Genomic DNA, 20,832 nt, shown 5'->3' on the forward strand with positions numbered 1-20,832 from the left:
ACTCAAGCGGTCACTCCATCACCCGCCGCCTCACCGATACGCCAGCCCTTGGCGGCCCGGCGCTGCTCGAGGAAGTGTGCGTACAAGCCACCCTCTGCGGCCAGCTGGGCATGGGCGCCCTGCTCGCGGATGCGCCCTTGGTCCAGCACCACGATCTGGTCGGCCATGGCCACCGTCGACAGCTGGTGGGCAATGACGATCAGCGTGCGCTTGCCGCGCAGCCGGGCCAGTGCCTCGGCGATGGCCGCCTGGTTCTCGGCGTCCAGTGCCGCGGTGGCCTCGTCGATCAGCAGGATCGGCGCGTCCTTGATCAAGGCACGGGCAATCGAAATGCGCTGGCGCTCGCCGCCGGACAGCCGCGCCCCGCCCTCGCCCACCGGCGTGTGCAAGCCTTCGGGAAGGCGCTCGAGGATCTCCTGCACCCCGGCCAGCCGCGCTGCCTCCAGTACCTCGGCCTCGCTGGCGTCGGGTTTGCCGAGGCGGATGTTGTCGGCGATGCTGCCCTGGAACAGGTAGGCGTCCTGGAAGATCTGGCTGATCTGCCCGGCCAGCTGTTCGGCGGACATCTGCCGCACATCCACCCCGCCGACCTTGACCCGGCCCTGGGTGACATCGAAGAACCGGGCGATCAGGCGCACCAGGGTGGTCTTGCCCGACCCCGAGGCGCCGACCAGTGCGGTCATGCTGCCGGGCGCGATGTCCAGGCTGACTTCGCGCAGCACCTCGGGTTGGTCATCGCCGTAGCGGAAACCGACCTGTTCCAGTTGCACCGAACCGTCGGCCGGCGCCTGCGGTGCGGCGGGCTCAGGCAGCGGCTCGACGGCCAGCAGCTCGGCCACCGCCTGCAACTGGCCACGGGTGCCACGCAGTACCTCGCTGTAGCCGGCCACGTCCAGCAGCGGATCGATGAAGCGGGTCGCCAGCACCAGCGCGACCAGGGTAGCGATCACCGTCGCGCTGTCGAAGGCAGCGCCGGCCTGCTCGCCGAGCCACAGCGTGGCGACCACCAGCAAGGCGGCGAAGCTGGCCTGCACTGCCCAGACATTGAGCACCGACGACAGCGCCGAGAGCTGGATCAGCTTGCGCGCCGCCTGCTGTTGCTGGGCCACGGCGTGCTCCAGGAAGCGCGTGCCGCCCTGTTCGCCATTGAAGGCGCGCAGCACCGACTGCGCCTGGGCGAACTCGACCATGCGCTGGCTGGTCTGCGCGGTGTCGCGCTGGTAGCGCTGGTCGGCACGCTGGCCCAGGCGCATGGTCGCCAGCATCACCAGGGCCAGCAGCGGCAGGCTGACCAGGGCCACCAGGCCCAGGCGCAGGTCGACCAGCAACAGCGCGACGAGGATCACCAGCGGCGTCACCACCCCGGTGAACAGCGGCGTGAACACGTGGGCTGGCAGCTGGGCAATCTCCATCATGCCCTGGGTGGTGACATGGCTAAGGCGCGCGGTATTGGCGGCGCTGAACCAACCCACCGGCAGCGTGCCGACATGCTCGCCCAGGCGCTGGCGGCCGCCGCGCAGCACCGCGATGCCCACGGCGATGCCGGCCTTCTCCACCCGCCGGCGCAGGTACCAGCACACCACCACGCCCACGGCCAGCAGCGCCAGCCATTGGCCGGCGGCTTGCAGCTGGTTGCCCAGCAGGTGACGCAGGATCGGCACCAGGGTGACGATGGTCAGCCCGCACAGCACGCCATACACCAGTGCCAGGCGCAGGTAGCGGCGCAGGAACACGGCGTCGGCGCCGAGCAGTCGAACGAAAATCCCCAGCATGATCAGTGCTCCTCCACCTGCGCGGTCACCCGCGCCTTCGCATAACCCCCGGCGGCCCACAAGCGGGCGTACAGACCGCGACGGGCCAGCAGTTCATCGTGATTGCCGCGCTCTGCGACCGTGCCCTGGTCCAGCACCAGGATCTGGTCGGCGTGCATCACCGTGTCCAGGCGGTGGGCGATCACCAGCAGCGTGCGCCCCTGGGCGAAGCGCGACAGCGCCTGTTGCAGCTTGACTTCGCTCTCGGCGTCGGCCGCCGCGGTGGCTTCGTCGAGCACCAGCACCGGCGGGTCGAGCAGCACGGCACGGGCGATGCTCAGCCGTTGCAGCTCGCCGCCGGAGAACTGCACGTCCTCGCCGATCACCGCATCGTAGCCGCGCGGCTGGGCGAGGATGCGCTCGTGGATATTGGCGATCCGTGCCGCCGCCTCGATCTGCTCCTGGCTCGCCGAAGGCCGGCCCAGGGCGATGTTCTCGCGCACGCTGGCATGGATCAGGCGCACGTCCTGCAGGACGAAACCGATACGCCGGTACAGCTGGGCGCTGTCGATCTGGCGCAGGTCGACGCCGCCCAGGGTGATGCGCCCGGCGCTGGGGTCGAAGAAGCGCAGTAGCAGGCGCGCCAGGGTCGACTTGCCGGCCCCCGAGGCACCGACCACCGCGGTCACCGTGCCGGGCTCGAGGGTGAACGACACCTCGCTCAGCACCGGATTGCGCGGATCGTAGTGATAGCCCAGGCCCTGCACCTCGATCCGCGCATCGGCCGGCAGCTTGCCGGCGCCCTGGCCGTCGGTCTCCAGCACCGGCGTGCGCAGCAGCGTCTGCACGCGCTGGGCGGCGCCGGTGGCGTTGTTCAGGTCGTGGGTGATGTAGGCCAGCAACAGCAGCGGCGCGCAGATGCCCGGCGCCACCAGGGCGAACGGCAGTACCTGCACCGGGGTGATCCAGCCCAGGCTGACGAACAGTGTGCCGAACGCCAGCACCACACCGAGCACCGACACCGGCGCGATCATCGCGTTGGCATTGGCCATGGCGCTGACCAGCGGCCGGGTGAAGTCGGTGAAGGCCGCGGCGAAGGCGTCCACCGCCTCGCGGTAGCTGCCATGGGCCTTGCGCTGGCCACCGAAGGCCTTGACCACCGGGATGCCGTTGACGAACTCGACCACCGCCTGGTTGATCCGCCCCATGCCGGCGCCGAAGGCCTGCATGTTGCGGGCGCTGGCCTGGTGGGCGCGGGCGAAGAACAGGAAGAACAACGGAAACGGCAGCATCGACACGATCGCCATGCGCCAGTCCATGGCGAACAGGTAGACGATCGAGGCCAGCACCGCCCCGGCGCTGCGTCCGAGGGTGGTATAGAAGTGCGCGGTGAGGCTGTGCAGGATGCCGATGTCGTCCTGCATGGCCTGCTTGACCTCGCCCGAGGCGCGGCTGGTGAACCAGCCCAGCGGCACCCGCGCCAGGCGGCGGATGATCGCCAGACGCAGCGTGCCGGTGATGTGGTTGTCGGCCAGGTGCGCCACCAGGTCGCCCAGCGAGATCAGCGCCATGCCGGCAAACAGGCAACCCAGCCCCACGGCGATGACCGGCCAGGCCTGGTCGAGGCCCTGCCCGCCGGCAAAGGCCAGCCGGGCGACTTCGGCGATCGCCGCCAGGGGCGCCAGGGTCAGCATGGCGCCCAGGGCGGCAAGCAGCCCGGCGACGATCAATCGGCCGCGTATCGGCGCAAGCACTGCGGCGACCGGCCCACGGGCGGACGATTCCGCCACCCCTTGTTCAACACTCATGAATGCTCCTTTTCAGCACGAGGGGCGGGCCGGGCCGTCCCAGGGGCGCCCTGCCCGCGTGTCCTTCTCAACCTGTATTCCGCACGAGGCGGTCAAACCCGCAAGAAAATCTGCGCACGCTCAGGCGCCGCCCAGCCGGTAGCGCCTGCAGGTGCGCAGGCCGGCGGCGATGTATTTTTCCACCGAGGACACCGAAACCCGCAGCTCGGCGGCGATGGCGCGATGGGCCATGCCGTCGAGGCGGCACAGCAACAGGGCCTGGCGCGCCTTGGGCGAGTGCCGCTGCAGGGCGCTGTCGATTGCCCCCAGGGCCTCGACCACCAACGCCCGCGCCTCCTCCGACGGCACCCGTGGCTCGGGCAGCAGGCCATGGTCTTCGAGGTAGCGGGTTTCGCGCTGACGACGGCGGTACAGGTCAATGACCTTGCCGTTGGCGATCTGCGTGAGGTGGCAGCGCGACTGCTCGGCGCTGGGCACCTGGCCCTTGTTCATCAGGTGCAGGTAGATGTCGTGGGCCAGGTCCGCCGCGTCCACCGAGTTGCCGAGCTTGCGCCGCAGCAGGTCGCACAGCCAGCCGTGATGATCCTGATACAGCTGGTGCAGCTGCTGACGAAGCGCGAACGTTCCGTTGTCCACGGTACCTCTCCCTGAGCGTGGTGCATTCCAGACGGCTTGCTTTGACGTGCGCCAATCTAGATGATAATTATTTGCATCTTTCACACCATAACGAATCCCCGGGATTCACGCAATGCACCCCGGTGGTGCAACCCCTCTGCGCGGCCACTCACCGCGATCCATGGATGGCAGTGAGGCCGACGCGGGCCTTGAACGATCGAACAGCAGGAAGCTAGCTATGTTGGAACGCAACACCACCCCACCCTCGCCCCAGGTCCTTGACGAACACGAGGAACTCGCCTGGTTCGCCCAGCAGCAGCAACCCGAGCGGTTGCACCGGCAACTGGGTGCCTGGCGCCTTGGCCCCCGGGCCGACCTGTCGCTGCTGGCCCTGGCCGTGCAGGCGGTGGTCGAATCCACGCCGGGCCTGAACAGCCGCTACCACTTCAGCGACGACGGCGACCTGTACAAGACCCAGGAACCCGGCTGGTACCCGTGCCTGCGTATCGAACGGGGCGCGGCCGAGGGCATGGACGCCCTGCTGCGGGCGCGCCAGGCGGCGCCCTGGGATTCCACCAGGCAGCCGCCGTTCGAGGCCCTGCTGCTGGCCAGCGAACAGCAGGCCGCGCTCGGCCTGCTCTGCCATGCGGTGCTGCGCCAGTCGCCACAAGCCTTGCTCGAACGCATCCGCGCCGAATACGACGCCCAGGCCGGCGACCAGCCACTGCTGCTCGAACCGCTGTCGCAGGCGCCCTCGACGGACATCGCGCAACGCATCCTCGACGCGTTCCGCCAGGCGCTGGCGGAGCCTGGCATGACCCTGGACGACGACTTCTTCGACATGGGCGGCCACTCGCTGCTGGCCACGCGGATCATCGGCCGCCTGCAGGGCGAGCACGGTATCGAACTGCGCTTCAGCGACTTTTTCGCCTCGCCCAGCGCGTCGGCGCTGGCCAGCCGCGCCAAGCTGAGCCAAGGGCAAGCCGACCAGGCCAGCGATCAGGCCGGGGATATCCAGCAGGCGCCAATGGCCCTGGCCCAGGCATCGTTGTGGCGCGCCTGCGCGGCCTTCGACTACGGCACCATTTTCAACTTGCCCTTTGCCCTGGACTTCCACGACCCGGTGGACGAAGTGCTGCTGCAACAGGCCTTCACTGACCTGCTGGAGCGCCACGCCAGCCTGCGCACCACCTACCATGGCGAAGGCGACGGCGCCTGCCAGCGCATCGTGCCGCTGGCCGAACTGGGCCGCTACAAGTGGTTCTGGAGCAGCGCCGAGAGCACCGGGGCAAGCCTTGCCAGCGAGGCGGCGCACCGCTTCGACCTGGCCCGCGAGCTGCCGCTGAGGCTGCGCCTGCTGCGTGACCCGCACAGCGGCCACCAGGTGCTGTCGTTCCTGGTCCACCACATGGCCATCGACGAGTGGTCGCTGAACGTGATCATGGCCGAACTGGCCGAGGCTTACCTGGCCCGCGCCCAGGACCGGGCGCCGCAATGGCCGACGGCAGCGCGTACCTTCCACGAATTCGCCCTCGCCCAGAGTGCCCAGGGCCCGAACCCGCGCCACCTGGCGTACTGGACCGAACTGCTGCGTGACGCCACCCGCGGCCTTGCCCTGCCCGCCTGGGATGATGCCACGCTGCTGCCCGCCGACCAGGCGACCACCCGGGCCCGATGGCTGGAGCTGCGTCCCGCACCCGGCGTGCTGGAGCAACTCGGCGCCAGTGCCCGGCAGCACCAATCATCGCTGTTCAGCGTGATCTACACCGCCATCGCCCTGTCGCTGCACAAGCTCGGCAACCTCTCGGACCTGGTGATCGGCACCTCGGCCTCGGGGCGTACGGATCCGGCGTTCTTCGACACCGTCGGCTACTTCACCACCATGGTCGCTCACCGCGTGCAGTTCGCCCCGGAGCAGTCGCTGGGCGAGCTGCTGGGTGAAGTGACGCGGATGATCAACGACTCGATGGCCTATGCCGACGTGCCCATGGAGACCATCCAGCAGGCACTGGGCATGACGCCCGCCGAGGGCCTGATGTTCGATGTGTACGTGCAGATCCACGCCAACAACGCCCTCAATGGCGCCCTGCGCACGCCCGAGGGCCAGGCGATCCGCTACAAGCAGATCGACCCGGACAAGAGCGAGTCGATGTTCGGCCTGCAGTTCGAGATCATGGAGGATGTGTTCGACGGCCAGCGCTCGCTGCGACTGGTGGTCACCTACCGCAGTGATCGCTACAGCGCTGTCCAGGTCGAGCGCCTGTGCGCGATGATTTCGGCGGCGTTCGGGGTATTTGCCGAGGTGGATGCCGGCCGGCGGGCGCTGGGCGACGTAGTGTTGTAGCACCCCGGGGGGGGCGCTTTGCGCCCCTTTCGCGGCGCAAGGCCGCTCCTACAGAGAGGTACGCGTTCCCCTGTAGGAGCGGCCTTGTGCCGCGAAAGGGCTGCGAAGCAGCCCCATGGCTCAGTCCTGCGGCAACCCGTAGAGCTGGAACGACGACCGCTGCGGCACCCGGTACTGCGCCCGGCCCAGCAACTGGTTGAGGATCACCGCATTGCGCACCGGCCCCAGACCCAGGTCCGGCGAGCCGACGCCATGCTGGAAGATCTCCGCGTTCTGCACGAACACCCGGCCACTGCCGCCATCGCAACGCTGTGCGGTGAAATCCTCACCGACGATGCAGTCACCGTGCGCGTCGGTGGCCAGCACCGTGCCCTTGAGCTGCTCGAACCACTGCGGCCAGGCATGGGCATAGCCGGTCGCCGCGACGATCGCATCGGTTTCCAGCGTCGCCCGCTGGTCCAGTTGGCGGTGGCGGAAGGTCATGCGCAGGCCCGCCGAGGCCAGGTCCTCCACAGTCTCCACGTCGCAGTTGGACAACAACGTCAGCCCCGGCTCGCGCCCGCCGATGGAACGCTCGTAGATCAGGTCGTAGATTGCGCCGATGGTGGAGAAACTGATGCCCTTGTACAGCAGGCCCTGCTCCGCGACGATCTCGCGGCGCTTGTCGCGGTCCAGGGTGTGGAAGTAGTTCATGTAGGACGGGGTGAAGCACTCCTGGCCAAGCTTGGAGTACTCCATGGGATGGAAGCCCCCCGACCGAGTAATCCAGTGGATCGACGCCCCCGCCTCCACCTGCTGCGGCGTCAACGCATTGAACAGGGCCAGCACGCACTCCGCCGCGCTCTGCCCGGAGCCGACCACCACCACGCGCTGGCACTGCTCCAGTTCGGCCTGGCGCTTGCCGAACTCCGCAGAGTGCAGCACCGGCGCCTGGCTGCGCGCGCGCGCCCAGGCCGGCAGCCACGGCCGGGTGCCGAGGCCGATGGCCAGGTCGCGGCTGCTGTAGCGCCGCTCCAGGCCCGACACCGACACACTGTCGATGACGAAGCGCTCGCTGCCGCCATCGTAGCGCACCCCGGTGACCTCTTCGCCGAAGTGGCAGGCTGGCAGCTGGCGCGCGGCCCAGCGGCAATAGTGATCGTATTCGCGCCGGGGCACCTGGAAGTGGTCGTAGTAGTAGAACTGGAACAACCGGTCGTGCTGGTGCAGGTAGTTGAGATAGCTCAACGGGTGGCAAGGGTCGGCCAGGGTCACCAGGTCGGCGAGGAACGGCACCTGCAAGGTGGTGCCCGGCAGCAGCAGCCCCTCGTGCCAGCGAAATTCCGCCTTGCGCTCGAGGAACGCGCAGCGCAGGTCCGGGTGGCGCGACAGCAGCGCGGCCAGGCCCAGGTTGAACGGTCCGACGCCGATGCCGGCGATGTCTACGGTTGCTATGTCCATATGCTCGATGATTTCCCAAAAACTACGGATGGCGCCCTGGGTGCGACCCAGGGCGGTTGATTCAGGCAGGCGTGGCGGCGAGCAGGCGCTCGACGTCTTCGACCGTGCGGCACGGCAGCAACTGTGCGGGCGACAAGCGCACCGCAAAGGCCTCGCCCAGGCGTGCCGCCAGGGGCTTGAGGTGCTGCGGGCGCAGGCCCATGGCGAGGAAGTCCAAGGCCGGCTGCGTGGCACCGAGCACCTGCTGGTAGATCGCCAGCACCTGGGCGCAACGCTGCGGGTCACTGGGCGTCGCTGCCGGCGCCTGCTCGGTTTCGCCTTCCAGCAACGCGCGGGCGCGGCGGCGGTCCGGCTTGCCGTTGGCCGTCAACGGCAACTCGGCCACCTCGACGAAGCGCGTGGGCACGTGGGACTGCGCCAGCAGCGCCCGGGCATGCTCGCGTAGCGCCACGGCGCCGGGCGGCGCGCCGTTGCGCCGCACATAGAGCGCGCCGATGCAGGCCTCGCCCTGTTGCGTGTCGCCATAATCCACCACCAGCACCTGCTGCACCGCCGGGTGGCGGATCAGCTCGATCTCGATGTCCGGCAGCGACACGCGCACGCCGCGCACCTTCACATAGCCATTGACCCGGCTGTCGAACAGCAGCACGCCGTCCTCGCGGTAGCGGCCACGGTCGCCGGTACGGAAAGCCCGCACCGGCGCACCGTGCTCGTCGCGCACGCTGACGAAGTCGTTCTGCACCAGTTCGCCGTCCTCCAGGTAGCCCAGGGCCAGGCCCACCCCACTGGTGTGGATACGCCCGGCGACGCCCTGCGGGCAATGCTCGCCGTGCTCGTCCAGCAGCCAGTAGCGGTTGCCCGGCAGTGGTCGGCCATAGGGCACCCTGGCGCGGTCCTGGTCGCCGATCTCGTGCCAGATGCTCCAGATGGTGGTCTCGGTCGGCCCGCCAAGGGACACCAGCCGCGCCGCTGGCAACTGCTCGCGCAGCTCGGCGATCACCGCCGGCTTGATGTAGTCGCCGCCCTGGGCCAGCAGGCGCAGGCTGTTCAGTCCGTCGCCCTGGCGGCAGGCCAGGAGCATTTCGAGGATGGCCGGCACCGAGCACCACAGGCTCACTCCGTGCTGCCTGACCAGCTGGTTCCAGCGCAGCGCGTCCTTCTCCTCGCCGGGCTCGGGCAACACCAGCGCCGCCCCGGCGCAGAGGCTGCCGAGCACGTCGAACACCGACATGTCGTGGTGCAGCGGGGTCACCGAGATGAACACGTCATTGCGGCTGACCTGCCACTGTGCCAGGGTGCTGCCGATGACGTTGGCGGTGGCGCGGTTGTTCAGCACCACGCACTTGGGCTTGCCGGTGGTGCCAGAGGTATAGAGGTAGTAGGCCGGCGCGCTGCTGGCCGACAAGGCCGCCAGGCCACCCAGGTCCAGGGTTGCCGGCGGACTCGCCAGCAGTGGACCGACTGCGTCGACCACCAGCGCCGGCTGGCAGTTGTCCAGCAGGTAGCGCAGGCGCTCCTCGGGCGCCGCCGCGTCGATCGGCACCCAGACCAGCCCGCTCAGGGCGCAGGCCAGGGTCGTCATGCTGTGCTCGGGGCCGCGCGGCAGGCAGATCGCGACCACTTGGCCAGGCTGCAGGCCCCGGGCCTTGAAAGCCTGGGCGATACGGGCGACGCCCTCGCCCAGTTCGGCGTAGCTGATCCGCCGCTCGCCGTGCAGCAAGGCAATGCGCCCATTGTCCGGGCCGAACAGGTTGTGGGCGATGCGCCCGAGGATGTCGACAGGTTCGGCCTGCGCCTCGGTGCTGTTCAGGCGGTAGTGACCAAGGTCGATGAACTGCCGTGCGTGAATTTCGAACGCGGCCTGCCCGGCCAACTGCTCCACCGCCTGGCCAAGAGCCGCGAGCAACTGCCCGACCCAGCGGCCATCGACCGCTTCGCGGGCATAGTCGATCTCGAACGCCAGGCCTCCCTCGGCGGTGTTGCAGAAGCGGATGTCCATCGCCACCTGGGGCGTCTGGGTCAGGCCCGCGCTCAAGGTCATCGGGCCATCGACCGCGCCCACCGGCCAGGACAGGCCATTGGTCAACACCACCGGCAGTGCCGGGCCCGGGCCGTTGCTGTCGTACAGCAGGCGGGCCAGGTCCACGCCGGAGAACGCCAGGTGCTGCAGCCCCTCCAGCACATCGGCCTGCAGGCGCTTGGCGCGCTCGGCGAGCGTGGGCAGGCTGCGTTGCCAATCGAGGGCGATAAAGCTGGAACGGTTGGCGAACGCGCCGTCCTGGGGCGGCGCCACCGGCACCGCCACGCACAGGCTGCCCTCATCGAGCCAGTGGCCGAGCACTTCCAGTACCACGGCCATGATCGTCGAGTTCTTGAACAGCCCCTCGCGCGCACCGGCACGACTCAACGCCTTGAACGCCGGGGCCGGGATCACCTGACGCTGGCGTGCATACCGGGCCACGCCGACCTTGTCCAGGGCGCAGCGCCACGGTAGCCGTGGCGCGCCATCAACCTCGGCCAGCTTTGACTTCCAATACTCGGCATCGGCTTTGCGCACCTCGCTTTGGTCGTTAACAGCCGCCGTCGGCTCGCTGGCGGTCAGCGGCTGGCAGTGCCCGTTGAACAGTTCGACCATCAGGGTAGCGATGGAGCGTCCATCGAGGATCAACGCATCGAAGCGCACGAACACCACCAGCTCGCCCTGCGGCAACGGGAAGGCGGTGACATTCCAGGGCGGCCCGGCCAAGTCGAACAGCGCATGGGCGTAGACCTCACGACGAACGTCGAGCTGTGCCTGGGCCTGCTCGGCCGTCAAGGCGTGCAGGTCGATCACCTCCAGGTTGACCTGCACCTGGTCGCTTACCGACTGGGTCAGCGCCTGGGCGTCGATGCGGGTGCGCAGGCTGTCGTGACGGTGCACCATGTCCGTGAGGCGGCTGCGCAGCAGCGCCAGGTCCATGCGCCCGCGGTACTCGCGAAACTCCTGCATGGCCACGCCGCCCAGTGGCAGGTGCTCGCCACGCCCCAGCAGGTAGGCCTGCTGCAGGGCGTTCAAGGGTCGGTCCCGGCTGGCCTCGATCGCCAATGGCTGGTGCAGTGCGCCGGAGTCGGCGGCCACCGCGACGGCCAAGGCAATGAAGCGCTCGAACAGTGACCGGACCCAGTCCGCCGGCAATGCATCCAGGCGTACATCCCAGTTGACCAGCAGGCCGCCGTCGACCTGGGCCACCTGCGCGTCCAGTGCCACCTGCGGACCTTGGGAGATCACCCAGTCCATCGGCCCGAACACCCGGCCCACGCGCTCGGAGAACAGCTCGCCACCGGGCAGGTCCAGCCCTGCGGTAAAGACCACCGGCGCCAGTTGCGGCGTGCCGTGATGGCGCGACAGGTCGCGCATCAGGTCCACGCCTGGATAGGCACTGTGCGCCAGGCGCTCGACCAATTGCCGGTGCAGGTCCTGGCACAGCGCGGCAAGGCTGGCGACGCCGGTGAAGTCGACATCGACCAGCACCAGGTTTGCGAACTCGCCGACGATCCGTTGCACCGGCTCCAGCACCGGCTCGCGCCAGAACACCGGCACGTTCAGGCGCAGGCGGCGGTCCCCGGTGTGTTCGCCCAGGGCGCTGGCGAACAGCCCGAGCAGCAACGCCGACGAGGTGATCCGCTGCGCCCGCGCCGCCTGCTGCAGGGCGCGGTACTGGGCCGGCTCAAGCCGGGCGGCAAGGCGCTCGCTGCGCGCCGGCCCTGGCGGGAGCAAGGGTAATGAGGGCGCCGGGGCGATATGCGCCAGGCGTGCTCGCCACCAGCCGCGGTCACGGCTGCGGGCGGCGCGCAGGTCGGCATCGGCACGCACCTGGTCCAGCCAGTCGAAGTAGCTCGGCGTGGTCGGCAGCACGGTTCCAGGGGTGTCGTACAGCCGGGCCAGGTCTTCCATCAGTACCCGGAAGCTCGACGGGTCCACCGCGATCATGTCGGTGTCCACATGCAGCCGGCTGGCATTGCCCGGCAGCAGGCTGAGGCCGAAGCGTGCGCCCTGGCCGACATTCAGGTCCAGGCGCTGGTGGCTCCACTGGCGACGTTTCTCCAGCAGGCGCCGCTCCACGGCCGGCCCGTCCAGGTGGCTGAAATCCTCCAGCTCCAGCTGGGCGCACAGCGCCTCGTCGATGGTCTGCCGCCCCTGCCCGTCGATGCGCAGCCTGAGCATCGAATGCGCCCGGTACAGCCCCTCAAGTGCGCCCGTCAGGCGCGCCACATCGATGGCCTGGCCATCGAACTCGGCATACAGGTGAGCGCTGACGCCACCCAGTGCCGCATGTGCATCCCGCCCGATCCAACAGGCGGCCTGCATCGAAGTTAACTCTCTCATCGCTTACCCGCGTGGTTGACAAATCCATGTGTTTCGCGTCCTCATATTTACTAACGAGAATGATTATATTTCAAGGTTTTCTTTCTCACCCATCGCCAAGGAGGCTACCCATGAAGACAGGCACCCTGCGTTTGCAAGACAGGGACACCGTGCCGCTCAGCCAAGAGGACTCGAGCTTTTCATTCACATCCGGCGACCGCGAACTGAGCGTCAGCGGTCTGCGCGAGCGTATCGACACCCCGGCGCAAGGAAGCCATCTGGCCGGCGGCGCACTGCGGCGCAGCATCGACCAGGCCTTCGAACGCGCCCGCCAGGCGGGGCAGGACAACCCGATCGTGGTCGGCGCCATCCCTTTCGACACCACCCAGGCTTGCAGCCTGTACGTCCCCCAGGCCTATGCCTGGCAGGCGCGCACCGCGGCTCCCGCCCAGGCCGGCGCACTGCCGGCGTTGCTCAGCCAGGCCAACATCCCCGACGAACACGGCTTCAAGCGCGCCGTGCGCCACGCCATCGTCAACTTCCAGCACAGCGATGTGCGCAAGGCCGTGCTCTCGGTGCAGCGTGAACTGCACTTTGCCGCACCCGTGGACCCGGCACAGGTGCAGGCCAACCTGAAAGCACTGAACCGCGAGGGCTACCACTTCCGCGTGCCCCTGGCCGATGGCGCCACCCTGCTGGGTGTGAGCCCGGAGCTGCTGGTGCACAAGCAAGGCACGGCGTTCGTCAGCAACCCGCTGGCCGGCTCGGTGCGGCGCATGGCCGACCCTGAGGCCGACCGCGCCAATGCGCAATGGCTGGCGGCGTCGGAGAAGGACCACTACGAGCACCGTCTGGTCACCGAGGACATCGCCCAGCGCGTCGGCGAACTGTGCAGCCGCCTGCAGGTCCCCGAGCGACCGTCGCTGATCAGCACTGCCGCGCTGTGGCACCTGTCCACCCGTATCGAGGGCGAACTGGCGGCCGATATCGACGCCCTGCAACTGGCCTGCCGCCTGCACCCGACCCCCGCCGTGTGCGGCTACCCCACCGAGCGGGCACGCCAGTTGATCCGTTTCGTCGAGCCTTTCGAGCGCGGCCTGTTCACCGGCATGGTCGGTTGGTGCGACGCCCAGGGCAACGGCGAGTGGGTGGTGACCATCCGCTGCGGCACCTTCAACGGCCAGCGCGTGCGCCTGTTCGCCGGCGCCGGCATCGTCGAGGCCTCCAGCCCCGACACCGAATGGAACGAAGTACAGACCAAGCTCGGCACCATGCTGCGTGCCTGCGGCCTGGACCATTGACCTCAAATCCGTTTTCCGAGACCTTCATGACTATCGAATTCACCCCCTGGCCCGCGGACCGGGCGCAGCGCTATCGCGCCGCCGGCTACTGGAACGACCAGCCGCTCAGCCAGTTGCTGATCGAGCGCGCCGCCGCGCAGCCACAAGCACCGGCGATCCTCTGCGGCGAGCGCCGCATCAGCTACGGCGAACTGGACCGGCGCGCCTCCAACCTGGCCTCGCGCCTGGCCGCCCACGGCCTGGGCCAGGGCGACACGGCGCTGGTGCAACTGCCCAACGTCGCCGAGTTCTACATCGTGCTGTTTGCCCTGTTCAAGGCCGGCATCGCCCCGGTCAACGCGCTCTACAGCCACCGCCAGCACGAGCTGGGCGCCTTTGCCCGGCAGATCCACCCCGCCCTGCTGATCGCCTCGGCCGAGCACGAAGTGTTCCGCAACGACGCGTTCCTCGACGACCTGGCCAAGGAAGGCCTGCGTCCGAAGCTGACGCTGATGCTCGATGCCCTCGACGACTGGAGCGCCAGCGCCGATGTGCGCGGCACCCACTACGCGCCCAGCCCAGCCGGCGCAGTGGCGCTGTTCCAGCTGTCCGGCGGCAGCACCGGCACTCCCAAGCTGATTCCGCGCACCCACAACGACTACGCCTACAGCGTGCGCGCCAGCGCGCAGATCTGCGCCCTGGACAGCGACACACGCTTTCTCTGTGCCCTGCCCGCGGCGCACAACTACACCCTCAGTTCCCCCGGTGGCCTGGGCGTGCTGCACGCCGGCGGCTGCATCGTCATGGCGACCAACCCGGAGCCGCTCAACTGCTTCGCCCTGATCGAGCGCCATGCCGTGACCATGGCCGCCCTGGTGCCCAGCGCCGTGGCCCTGTGGCTGCAGGCCGCCCCAGGGCACGCCGCCAAGCTGCGCAGCCTGCGCCTGCTGCAGGTCGGCGGCGCCAGTTTCGCCGAGGCCCTGGCCCGGCAGGTTCCCGAGGTGCTGGGCTGCAGGCTGCAACAGGTGTTCGGCATGGCCGAGGGCCTGGTCAACTACACCCGGCTGGATGACAGCAACGAGCAGGTGTTCACCACCCAGGGCCGGCCGATCAGCGAGCTGGACGAAGTGCGCATCCTCGACGAACAGGGCCAGCCGGTCGCCGACGGCGAGCCGGGCATGCTCGCCACCCGCGGCCCCTACACCTTCTGCGGCTACTACAAAAGCCCCGAGCACAACGCCCAGGTGTTCGACCAGGACGGCTTCTACCACTCCGGCGACATCGTCCAGCGCAGCGCCGACGGCAACCTGCGGGTGGTCGGCCGGGTCAAGGACCAGATCAACCGCGGCGGCGAGAAGGTCGCCTCGGAAGAGATCGAGAACCTGATCGTCATGCACCCGGACGTGACCCACGCCGCCCTGGTGGCGCTGCCCGACGACCTGCTCGGCGAAAAGAGCTGCGCCTTCATCGTCTCGCGCAATCCGCAGCTCAAGCCGATTGCCCTGCGCCGTCACCTGATGGGCCTGGGCATCGCCGAGTACAAGCTCCCGGACCGGATCCGGCTGATCGACGCCATGCCGCTGACCGCAGTGGGCAAGATCGACAAGAAGCAACTGCGCGCGCTGCTCGCCGTTGCCCCGACCGCCTGACCGTCCAAGGACCCGACATGACCATTCCAACCATCCACGACTATGCCATGCCACAGCGGGCCAGCTACCCGGCCAACAAGACCCAGTGGCAGCCCGACCCGGCCCGCGCCGTGCTGCTGATCCACGACATGCAGCGCTATTTCCTGCGCTTCTACCAGCCCGACGGCGCCCTGCTCACCGCCCTGGTGGACAACCTGTCGCGGCTGATCCAGTGGGCCCGCGAGCAGGGCATCCCGGTGGTCTACACCGCCCAGCCCCATGAACAGCCGCCCGAGGACCGCGCCCTGCTCAACGCCATGTGGGGCCCGGGCCTGCCGGCGGCCAGCCCCGAGCAGCAACCGATCATCGACGCCCTGGCGCCGCAGCCGGGCGACACCGTGCTGACCAAGTGGCGCTACAGCGCCTTCCAGCGCTCCGACCTGCTCGAGCGCATGCGCGGTTGGCAGCGTGACCAGTTGCTGATCGGCGGCGTGTACGCCCATATTGGCTGCATGATCACCGCCGCCGACGCCTTCATGAACGATATCCAGGCGTTCCTGGTGGGCGATGCGGTGGCCGACTTCTCCGAGGAGGAGCACCGCCTGGCCCTGAAGTACGTGGCCACCCGCTGCGGCCATGTGACCGACACCGCCACCCTGCTGACCCAGCCCGCGGGCGAAACCACCCGCGACTGGCTGCACGGCCGGGTGCGCCAGATGATCGAGGACGACAGCGACCTCGACCCGCAGGAAAGCCTGATCTTCTACGGGCTGGACTCGCTGCAGGTGATGAAGCTGGCCGCCGAGCTCAAGCAGCGCGGCATCGCCGTCAGCTTCGAGGAACTGGCCAACGCGCCGACCCTGGACGGCTGGTGGTCGCTGGTGCAAGCGCGGGGTGCCGCCTGATGGCCATGGCCCGTTTCACCGGCCGGCGCGTGCTGGTCACCGGTGCCGCCAGCGGCATTGGCCGCTGCGTGGCGCAACAGTTTCTCGACGAAGGCGCCGAGGTCATCGGCCTGGACTGCGAGGAGGCCGACGTGCCGTTCCCGCTGCTGCATGTCGACCTGACCGACCCGGCCGATGTGCAGCGGGTCTGCGACCGCCTCAAGGAGCAGGCGCAGTACCTCGATGTGCTGGTCAATGTCGCCGGCGTGCTGCGCCTGGGGCGCAGCGACGAAGTGTCCTGCGAGGACTGGCAGCGCTGCCTGGATGTCAACGTGAGCGCGCCGTTCTACCTGATGCGCCAGTGGACCCCGGTGTTCCGCCGCCAGCGCCGCGGCGCCATCGTCAATGTCGCCTCCAACGCCGCCCACGTGCCGCGCCTGAACATGGCCGCCTACTGCGCCTCCAAGGCCGCTCTGGTCAGCCTGAGCCACTGCGTGGGCCTGGAACTGGCGCCCTATGGCGTGCGCTGCAACGTGGTCTCGCCGGGCTCGACGCGCACGCCGATGCTCGCCGGCATGCTCGGCGACCCGGCGCTCGAGCGCCAGCTGGTCGACGGCCTGCCCGGGCAGTTCAAGCTCGGCGTGCCGCTGGGCAAGATCGCCACGCCCGACGACATCGCCAATGTGGTGCTGTTCCTGGCCTCCGAGCAGGCCGGCCACGTGACCCTGCAGGATATCGTGGTCGACGGCGGCGCCACCCTGGCCGCCTGAGCCTGATGCGGCACTGACAAGGACTTTCACCCGCACCGCGCTCGGCCCTGGCTGGCCGAGCGCGCACCATGGAGCTGGACATGACATTCTCACCCGCCAACCACAAGCGTCTCGAGGCTTTCTGGCAATACTGCCTCACCCACCAGTACTTCAATGTCGGCTACCCCGAGTCAGCCGACTTCGACTACAGCCTGCTGCACCGTTTCATGCGCTTTTCCATCAACAACTGCGGCGACTGGAACGAGCCCAGCAACTACCTGCTCAACTCCTTCGACTTCGAGCGCGAGGTGATGCGCTACTTCGCCGAGCTGTTCCACATCCCGTTCGAGGACAGCTGGGGCTACGTCACCAACGGCGGCACCGAAGGCAACATGTTCGGCTGCTACCTGGCCCGCGAGCTGTTCCCCGCCGCCACCCTCTACTACTCCAAGGACACCCACTACTCGGTGGCCAAGATCGTCCGCCTGCTGCGCATCAAGGCCCAGGTGGTGGAATCCCAGGCCAATGGCGAGATGGACTATGACGACCTGGTCGCGCGGATCGCCGCCGACGGCGAGCGCCACCCGATCATCTTTGCCAATATCGGCACCACCCTGCGAGGCGCCACCGACAATATCGCCACCATCCAGCAACGCCTGGCCCGGGCCGGCATCCGCCGCGAGGACTACTACCTGCATGCCGACGCGGCCCTGAGCGGCATGATCCTGCCCTTCGTCGACGCCCCCGAGCCCTACTCGTTCGCCGACGGCATCGACTCGATCTGCGTCTCCGGACACAAGATGATCGGCTCGCCGATGCCCTGCGGCATCGTCGTGGCCCGGCGTGGCAACGTCGAGCGCATCTCGGTGGAAATCGACTACATCAGCGCCCGCGACCAGACCATCAGCGGCTCGCGCAATGGTCACACGCCACTGATGATGTGGGCCGCCCTGTGCAGCCGGTCGCGGGAGGACTGGCGCGCCCGCATCCAGCGCTGCCTGGACCTGGCCCAGCACGCGGTGGACCGGCTGCGGGCGGCCGGCATCGAGGCCTGGCGCAACCCCAACTCGATCACCGTGGTGTTCCCCTGCCCCTCGGCCAGCGTGTGGAAACGCCATTGCCTGGCCACTTCGGGCGACACCGCGCACCTGATCACCACTGCCCATCATCAGGACAGCGCACAGATCGACGCCCTGCTCGACGAGGTGATCGCTGACCTCAAGGCTCGCACCCGATACCCGCTGCAGGCGCCACTGGTGGATGGCCTGGGCAGTCGTACCCGAGTCTACAGCACGACAGGACTACCCCGGCCGGAGCCGCTGCCGGGCCATGCCAGACCCTCGCGCGACAGCGGCCTTGCCCGCCTCAAGGACAGCGATATCTGAACGCCTGGTCATCTTTACAACCATTTACATGTAAGCCTTTTCTTACGGCGCACTGCTCCGGGACCTTGCGTGCCGAAAAACAGGGGGCGGGCCTGCCCGCCGCCTCGGTACCGTGACGGGGCACCGCCTTGCAGACACCGGTCGCCCCCCGTTTGACGGCCCATGGCGTGGCTCTATAGTCCGTTTCCTGGCAGCGGCAAGGATTTCCGCTGGCCTTGGACAAGAACCCGCCATGTACAGGAGTCGTATGATGGCCATGCTCACGGATGACGCACCCTCGCCTCACCCTCTACACGCATCACCCAGCCGCGCCGACCTGCGACGACATCCCCGTCACTGACCCCTGCACCCACCCCGCCACGTGCCTGTGACCCGCCTTGGGCGGTCACTGCATTCGTTCGCCTTCAATAAAGACAAAAGGTGCGTCATGACTGCGACCCGTTCGCCGCAAACGGCAGTTGCGCCGTTGCCGGAAACCGAATCACTGCGTTATCGCCCGGCCAGCCCCGCCGATATCGAAGCCCTCGCCGCGCTGTTCCAGCAGGTGTATGGGCAGACCACCCACCCCTGCCAGAACCCGGGCTATATCCACTACTCCATGGGCAGTGGGCAGCAACAGTGGTTCGTTGCCGAGGCCCAGAGCCAGCTGCTCGGTTGCTGCTGCATCGCCCGTCGCCCCTGGAACCGCTCGTGGGAAGTCTGCCACGGGGTCATCCACCCCGATGCGCGAAGGACCGGCGCCATCTCCAGCCTGATCCGCCTGGGCTTCGAGACCCACCGGCCCGAGCCCGTGGAACTGGGCTTCTACATCACCCGCAACATCGCAAGCCACAGCGTCATGAACAAGATCCGCCCCGCCGTGCTGGTGGGGCATGACGGCGGCCCGGACACGGTCGACGGCCTGCGCGAATATCACCTGACCGCCATCCAGCCGGTGCTGCAGGCCGGCTTTGTCCATGTTGCGCCCTGGTACGTGACCACTCGCGCCGCCGACTTCGTCCGTCGCCTGCTCTACCCCGCCCTGCGGCTCGGCGTCACCCCAGGCAGCTACCCGGAGACCTTCCTGAGCGGTCCCACCGGCGCCGAACGCCATGGCCAGCTCAGCTACACCCACGATCCCAAGGCCGGAGCGCTGATGCTGTCGGGCCAGTGCGGTCGCTACCTGTCGAGCCACGCCGTGCTGGCGGAGCTGGGCGCGCTGCTGCGCCAACATGCGCAGGCCGAGTATGTCAGCCTGGTGATCCTGGCCGACAAGCTCGAACTGCTGGCCAGCCTGCGCCGCCTGGGTTTTGCCATCACCGCCTACCTGCCGGCCTGGCACCTGGAGAACGGCACGCGCTACGACTGCATCCAGCTGGTGTTCCAGGACTTCGACGTGGCGCCGCGCAGCCACGGCTTCGACGACGACATCGCCCGCTTCGACCTGGCCTACGCGCACCTGGCCAACAACCTCTGCAGCCTTCCCGCGGCCCCGGCTTCCCGGGCCGCCAGCTAACCGATCGGAGTTTTTGCAAGTGACCAAGGACCAATGGCTTAGTGTAAGAAAACAGATCCCCGACGGCGCCCGGGAACCCTGGACCGTGATGCTTTGGGTCGCCGACCTGGCGTTGTTGGCGGTGGCCTGGAACCTGTGGCTCGCCGACTCCACCGCCTTGCAGTTGCTGGGCCTGGTGCTGGCAGGCCTGGCCACCGTGCAGCTCTACCTGATCATGCACGAGGCGACCCACGGCGCCGCCTCGGCCAACCGTCGGCTCAACGACTTCATCGGCCACTGCGACGGCTGGCTGATCGCCTTGCCGTTCCTGGTCCGTCGGCGCTTCCACATGGCCCACCACACCTGGACCGCACACCCGGTGAACGACCCGGAGAACCGCGGCATGATCGAGCGCTTCTCGGTGATGACGAAAAAGCAGGAGCGCACCCTGGAGTTCGTCTGGAAGCACTGGATCCCGATGATCGCCGCCAACCATTTCCTGCTCAACTGGCGCGCGCCGTTCATTGCCCGGGCCAAGGGCGACAGTTCGCCGAGGATTCTCAAGGAGATACGCTTCGCCCGCCTGTACCTGGCCGGTTACCTGGCGGCGGCCGTGCTGGCCTGGAGCCTGGGGCACCTGCTTGACCTGGTGCTGTTCTACGGGATCACCTGGCTGTTCCTGTTCTTCATGGTCGAGCTGCTCAACCTCCCCCACCACGCCGAGGCACCGTTGCTTGCGCGGGACGCCGACCGCCTGCAGTTCTGGGAGCAGGACGGCGTGTCCCATGACTGCAAGGACCTGCCGCTGTGGTCGCGCTATGTGATCCTCAACTTCAACCTGCATATCGTCCACCACGCCTTCCCCTCGGTGCCGTGGTACCGGTTGGCCCAGGTGCAGAAGCTGCTGAGCGAGCATGAGGTCGGCCATGCGCCGTCGCAGACCCATGAGTGGGAGTTCGCGGTGAAGAACCGGCGGCGGCCGTTGTTGCAGCTGATGGGGCATTTCTTCGATCAGCGGGGTTGAGCTGCCCCTCCGGGTCAGTACAGGTATTCGTGGGAGCGGGCTTGCCCCGCGATAGCGTCAGTTCGCTAATGACGCCATCGCGGGGCAAGCCCGCTCCCACAGGCG

General features: G+C 68.3%; 13 protein-coding genes. 8 read left to right on the plus strand and 5 right to left on the minus strand.

Annotated elements, in window-relative coordinates:
* Positions 1-2: 2 nt before the first annotated feature.
* The 3 genes from POF53_RS05720 to POF53_RS05730 form a co-directional block, all read right to left on the minus strand.
* Positions 3-1,772: an ABC transporter ATP-binding protein gene (locus POF53_RS05720; RefSeq protein ID WP_498966771.1), complete on the minus strand. Its 1,770-nt coding sequence runs from the start codon at positions 1,770-1,772 to the stop codon at positions 3-5.
* Between the two features lie 2 nt (positions 1,773-1,774).
* Complete coding sequence (locus tag POF53_RS05725; RefSeq protein WP_498966773.1) at positions 1,775-3,559, minus strand: ABC transporter ATP-binding protein; 1,785 nt, start codon at positions 3,557-3,559, stop codon at positions 1,775-1,777.
* Between the two features lie 120 nt (positions 3,560-3,679).
* A complete protein-coding gene (locus tag POF53_RS05730) occupies positions 3,680-4,195 on the minus strand; it encodes a sigma-70 family RNA polymerase sigma factor (RefSeq protein ID WP_232856213.1) in 516 nt (171 codons plus the stop codon).
* Between the two features lie 217 nt (positions 4,196-4,412).
* Between POF53_RS05730 and POF53_RS05735 the strand changes: the two genes are divergently transcribed.
* Positions 4,413-6,518 (plus strand): condensation domain-containing protein, encoded by a 2,106-nt coding sequence (locus POF53_RS05735; RefSeq protein WP_498966775.1) that lies wholly within the window; start codon positions 4,413-4,415, stop codon positions 6,516-6,518.
* A 120-nt stretch (positions 6,519-6,638) separates the two neighbouring features.
* Here POF53_RS05735 and basC read toward each other — a convergent pair whose 3' ends face one another.
* The gene (basC, locus tag POF53_RS05740) at positions 6,639-7,958 is read right to left on the minus strand and encodes a putative histamine N-monooxygenase (RefSeq protein ID WP_232856211.1); all 1,320 of its coding nucleotides are present in this window, start codon (positions 7,956-7,958) and stop codon (positions 6,639-6,641) included.
* A 61-nt stretch (positions 7,959-8,019) separates the two neighbouring features.
* Complete coding sequence (locus tag POF53_RS05745) at positions 8,020-12,306, minus strand: amino acid adenylation domain-containing protein (RefSeq protein ID WP_498966778.1); 4,287 nt, start codon at positions 12,304-12,306, stop codon at positions 8,020-8,022.
* A 128-nt stretch (positions 12,307-12,434) separates the two neighbouring features.
* On the opposite strand from POF53_RS05745, the gene POF53_RS05750 reads away from it, so the two are divergent.
* The 7 genes from POF53_RS05750 to POF53_RS05780 all read left to right on the plus strand — a co-directional run bounded on the left by POF53_RS05750 (position 12,435) and on the right by POF53_RS05780 (position 20,727).
* Positions 12,435-13,604: an isochorismate synthase gene (locus POF53_RS05750; RefSeq protein ID WP_232856209.1), complete on the plus strand. Its 1,170-nt coding sequence runs from the start codon at positions 12,435-12,437 to the stop codon at positions 13,602-13,604.
* A 26-nt stretch (positions 13,605-13,630) separates the two neighbouring features.
* Positions 13,631-15,232 carry a (2,3-dihydroxybenzoyl)adenylate synthase gene (locus tag POF53_RS05755; RefSeq protein ID WP_498966780.1) on the plus strand — a complete coding sequence of 534 codons (1,602 nt, stop codon included), beginning with the start codon at positions 13,631-13,633 and terminating at the stop codon, positions 15,230-15,232.
* Between the two features lie 17 nt (positions 15,233-15,249).
* Entirely contained in the window at positions 15,250-16,116 is an 867-nt protein-coding gene (locus tag POF53_RS05760) for an isochorismatase (RefSeq protein ID WP_232856207.1), read from the plus strand.
* Entirely contained in the window at positions 16,116-16,865 is a 750-nt protein-coding gene (gene dhbA / locus POF53_RS05765; RefSeq protein ID WP_232856206.1) for a 2,3-dihydro-2,3-dihydroxybenzoate dehydrogenase, read from the plus strand. The genes POF53_RS05760 and dhbA overlap by 1 nt, the downstream gene beginning before the upstream one ends.
* Before the next feature lie 80 nt (positions 16,866-16,945).
* The gene (locus POF53_RS05770; RefSeq protein ID WP_498966783.1) at positions 16,946-18,229 is read left to right on the plus strand and encodes a histidine decarboxylase; all 1,284 of its coding nucleotides are present in this window, start codon (positions 16,946-16,948) and stop codon (positions 18,227-18,229) included.
* 427 nt (positions 18,230-18,656) lie between these two features.
* Complete coding sequence (locus tag POF53_RS05775) at positions 18,657-19,724, plus strand: GNAT family N-acetyltransferase (RefSeq protein ID WP_498966785.1); 1,068 nt, start codon at positions 18,657-18,659, stop codon at positions 19,722-19,724.
* An 88-nt stretch (positions 19,725-19,812) separates the two neighbouring features.
* Entirely contained in the window at positions 19,813-20,727 is a 915-nt protein-coding gene (locus POF53_RS05780) for a fatty acid desaturase family protein (RefSeq protein WP_475861446.1), read from the plus strand.
* Positions 20,728-20,832: the final 105 nt, after the last annotated feature.

The sequence above is a fragment of the Mitsuaria sp. RG genome (assembly GCF_028369275.1).
GTDB classification, from domain to species: Bacteria; Pseudomonadota; Gammaproteobacteria; order Pseudomonadales; family Pseudomonadaceae; genus Aquipseudomonas; species Aquipseudomonas peradeniyensis.

Excerpts from the sequence above, each read along its gene's own strand:
- POF53_RS05770 (WP_498966783.1), top strand. The coding sequence starts at position 16,946 with ATGACATTCTCACCCGCCAACCACAAGCGTCTCGAGGCTTTCTGGCAA.
- POF53_RS05735 (WP_498966775.1), top strand. The coding sequence starts at position 4,413 with ATGTTGGAACGCAACACCACCCCACCCTCGCCCCAGGTCCTTGACGAA.
- POF53_RS05780 (WP_475861446.1), top strand. The coding sequence starts at position 19,813 with ATGCTTTGGGTCGCCGACCTGGCGTTGTTGGCGGTGGCCTGGAACCTG.
- POF53_RS05755 (WP_498966780.1), top strand. The coding sequence starts at position 13,631 with ATGACTATCGAATTCACCCCCTGGCCCGCGGACCGGGCGCAGCGCTAT.
- dhbA (WP_232856206.1), top strand. The coding sequence starts at position 16,116 with ATGGCCATGGCCCGTTTCACCGGCCGGCGCGTGCTGGTCACCGGTGCC.
- POF53_RS05760 (WP_232856207.1), top strand. The coding sequence starts at position 15,250 with ATGACCATTCCAACCATCCACGACTATGCCATGCCACAGCGGGCCAGC.
- POF53_RS05725 (WP_498966773.1), bottom strand. The coding sequence starts at position 3,559 with ATGAGTGTTGAACAAGGGGTGGCGGAATCGTCCGCCCGTGGGCCGGTC.
- POF53_RS05750 (WP_232856209.1), top strand. The coding sequence starts at position 12,435 with ATGAAGACAGGCACCCTGCGTTTGCAAGACAGGGACACCGTGCCGCTC.
- POF53_RS05720 (WP_498966771.1), bottom strand. The coding sequence starts at position 1,772 with ATGCTGGGGATTTTCGTTCGACTGCTCGGCGCCGACGCCGTGTTCCTG.
- POF53_RS05775 (WP_498966785.1), top strand. The coding sequence starts at position 18,657 with ATGACTGCGACCCGTTCGCCGCAAACGGCAGTTGCGCCGTTGCCGGAA.
- basC (WP_232856211.1), bottom strand. The coding sequence starts at position 7,958 with ATGGACATAGCAACCGTAGACATCGCCGGCATCGGCGTCGGACCGTTC.
- POF53_RS05745 (WP_498966778.1), bottom strand. The coding sequence starts at position 12,306 with ATGCAGGCCGCCTGTTGGATCGGGCGGGATGCACATGCGGCACTGGGT.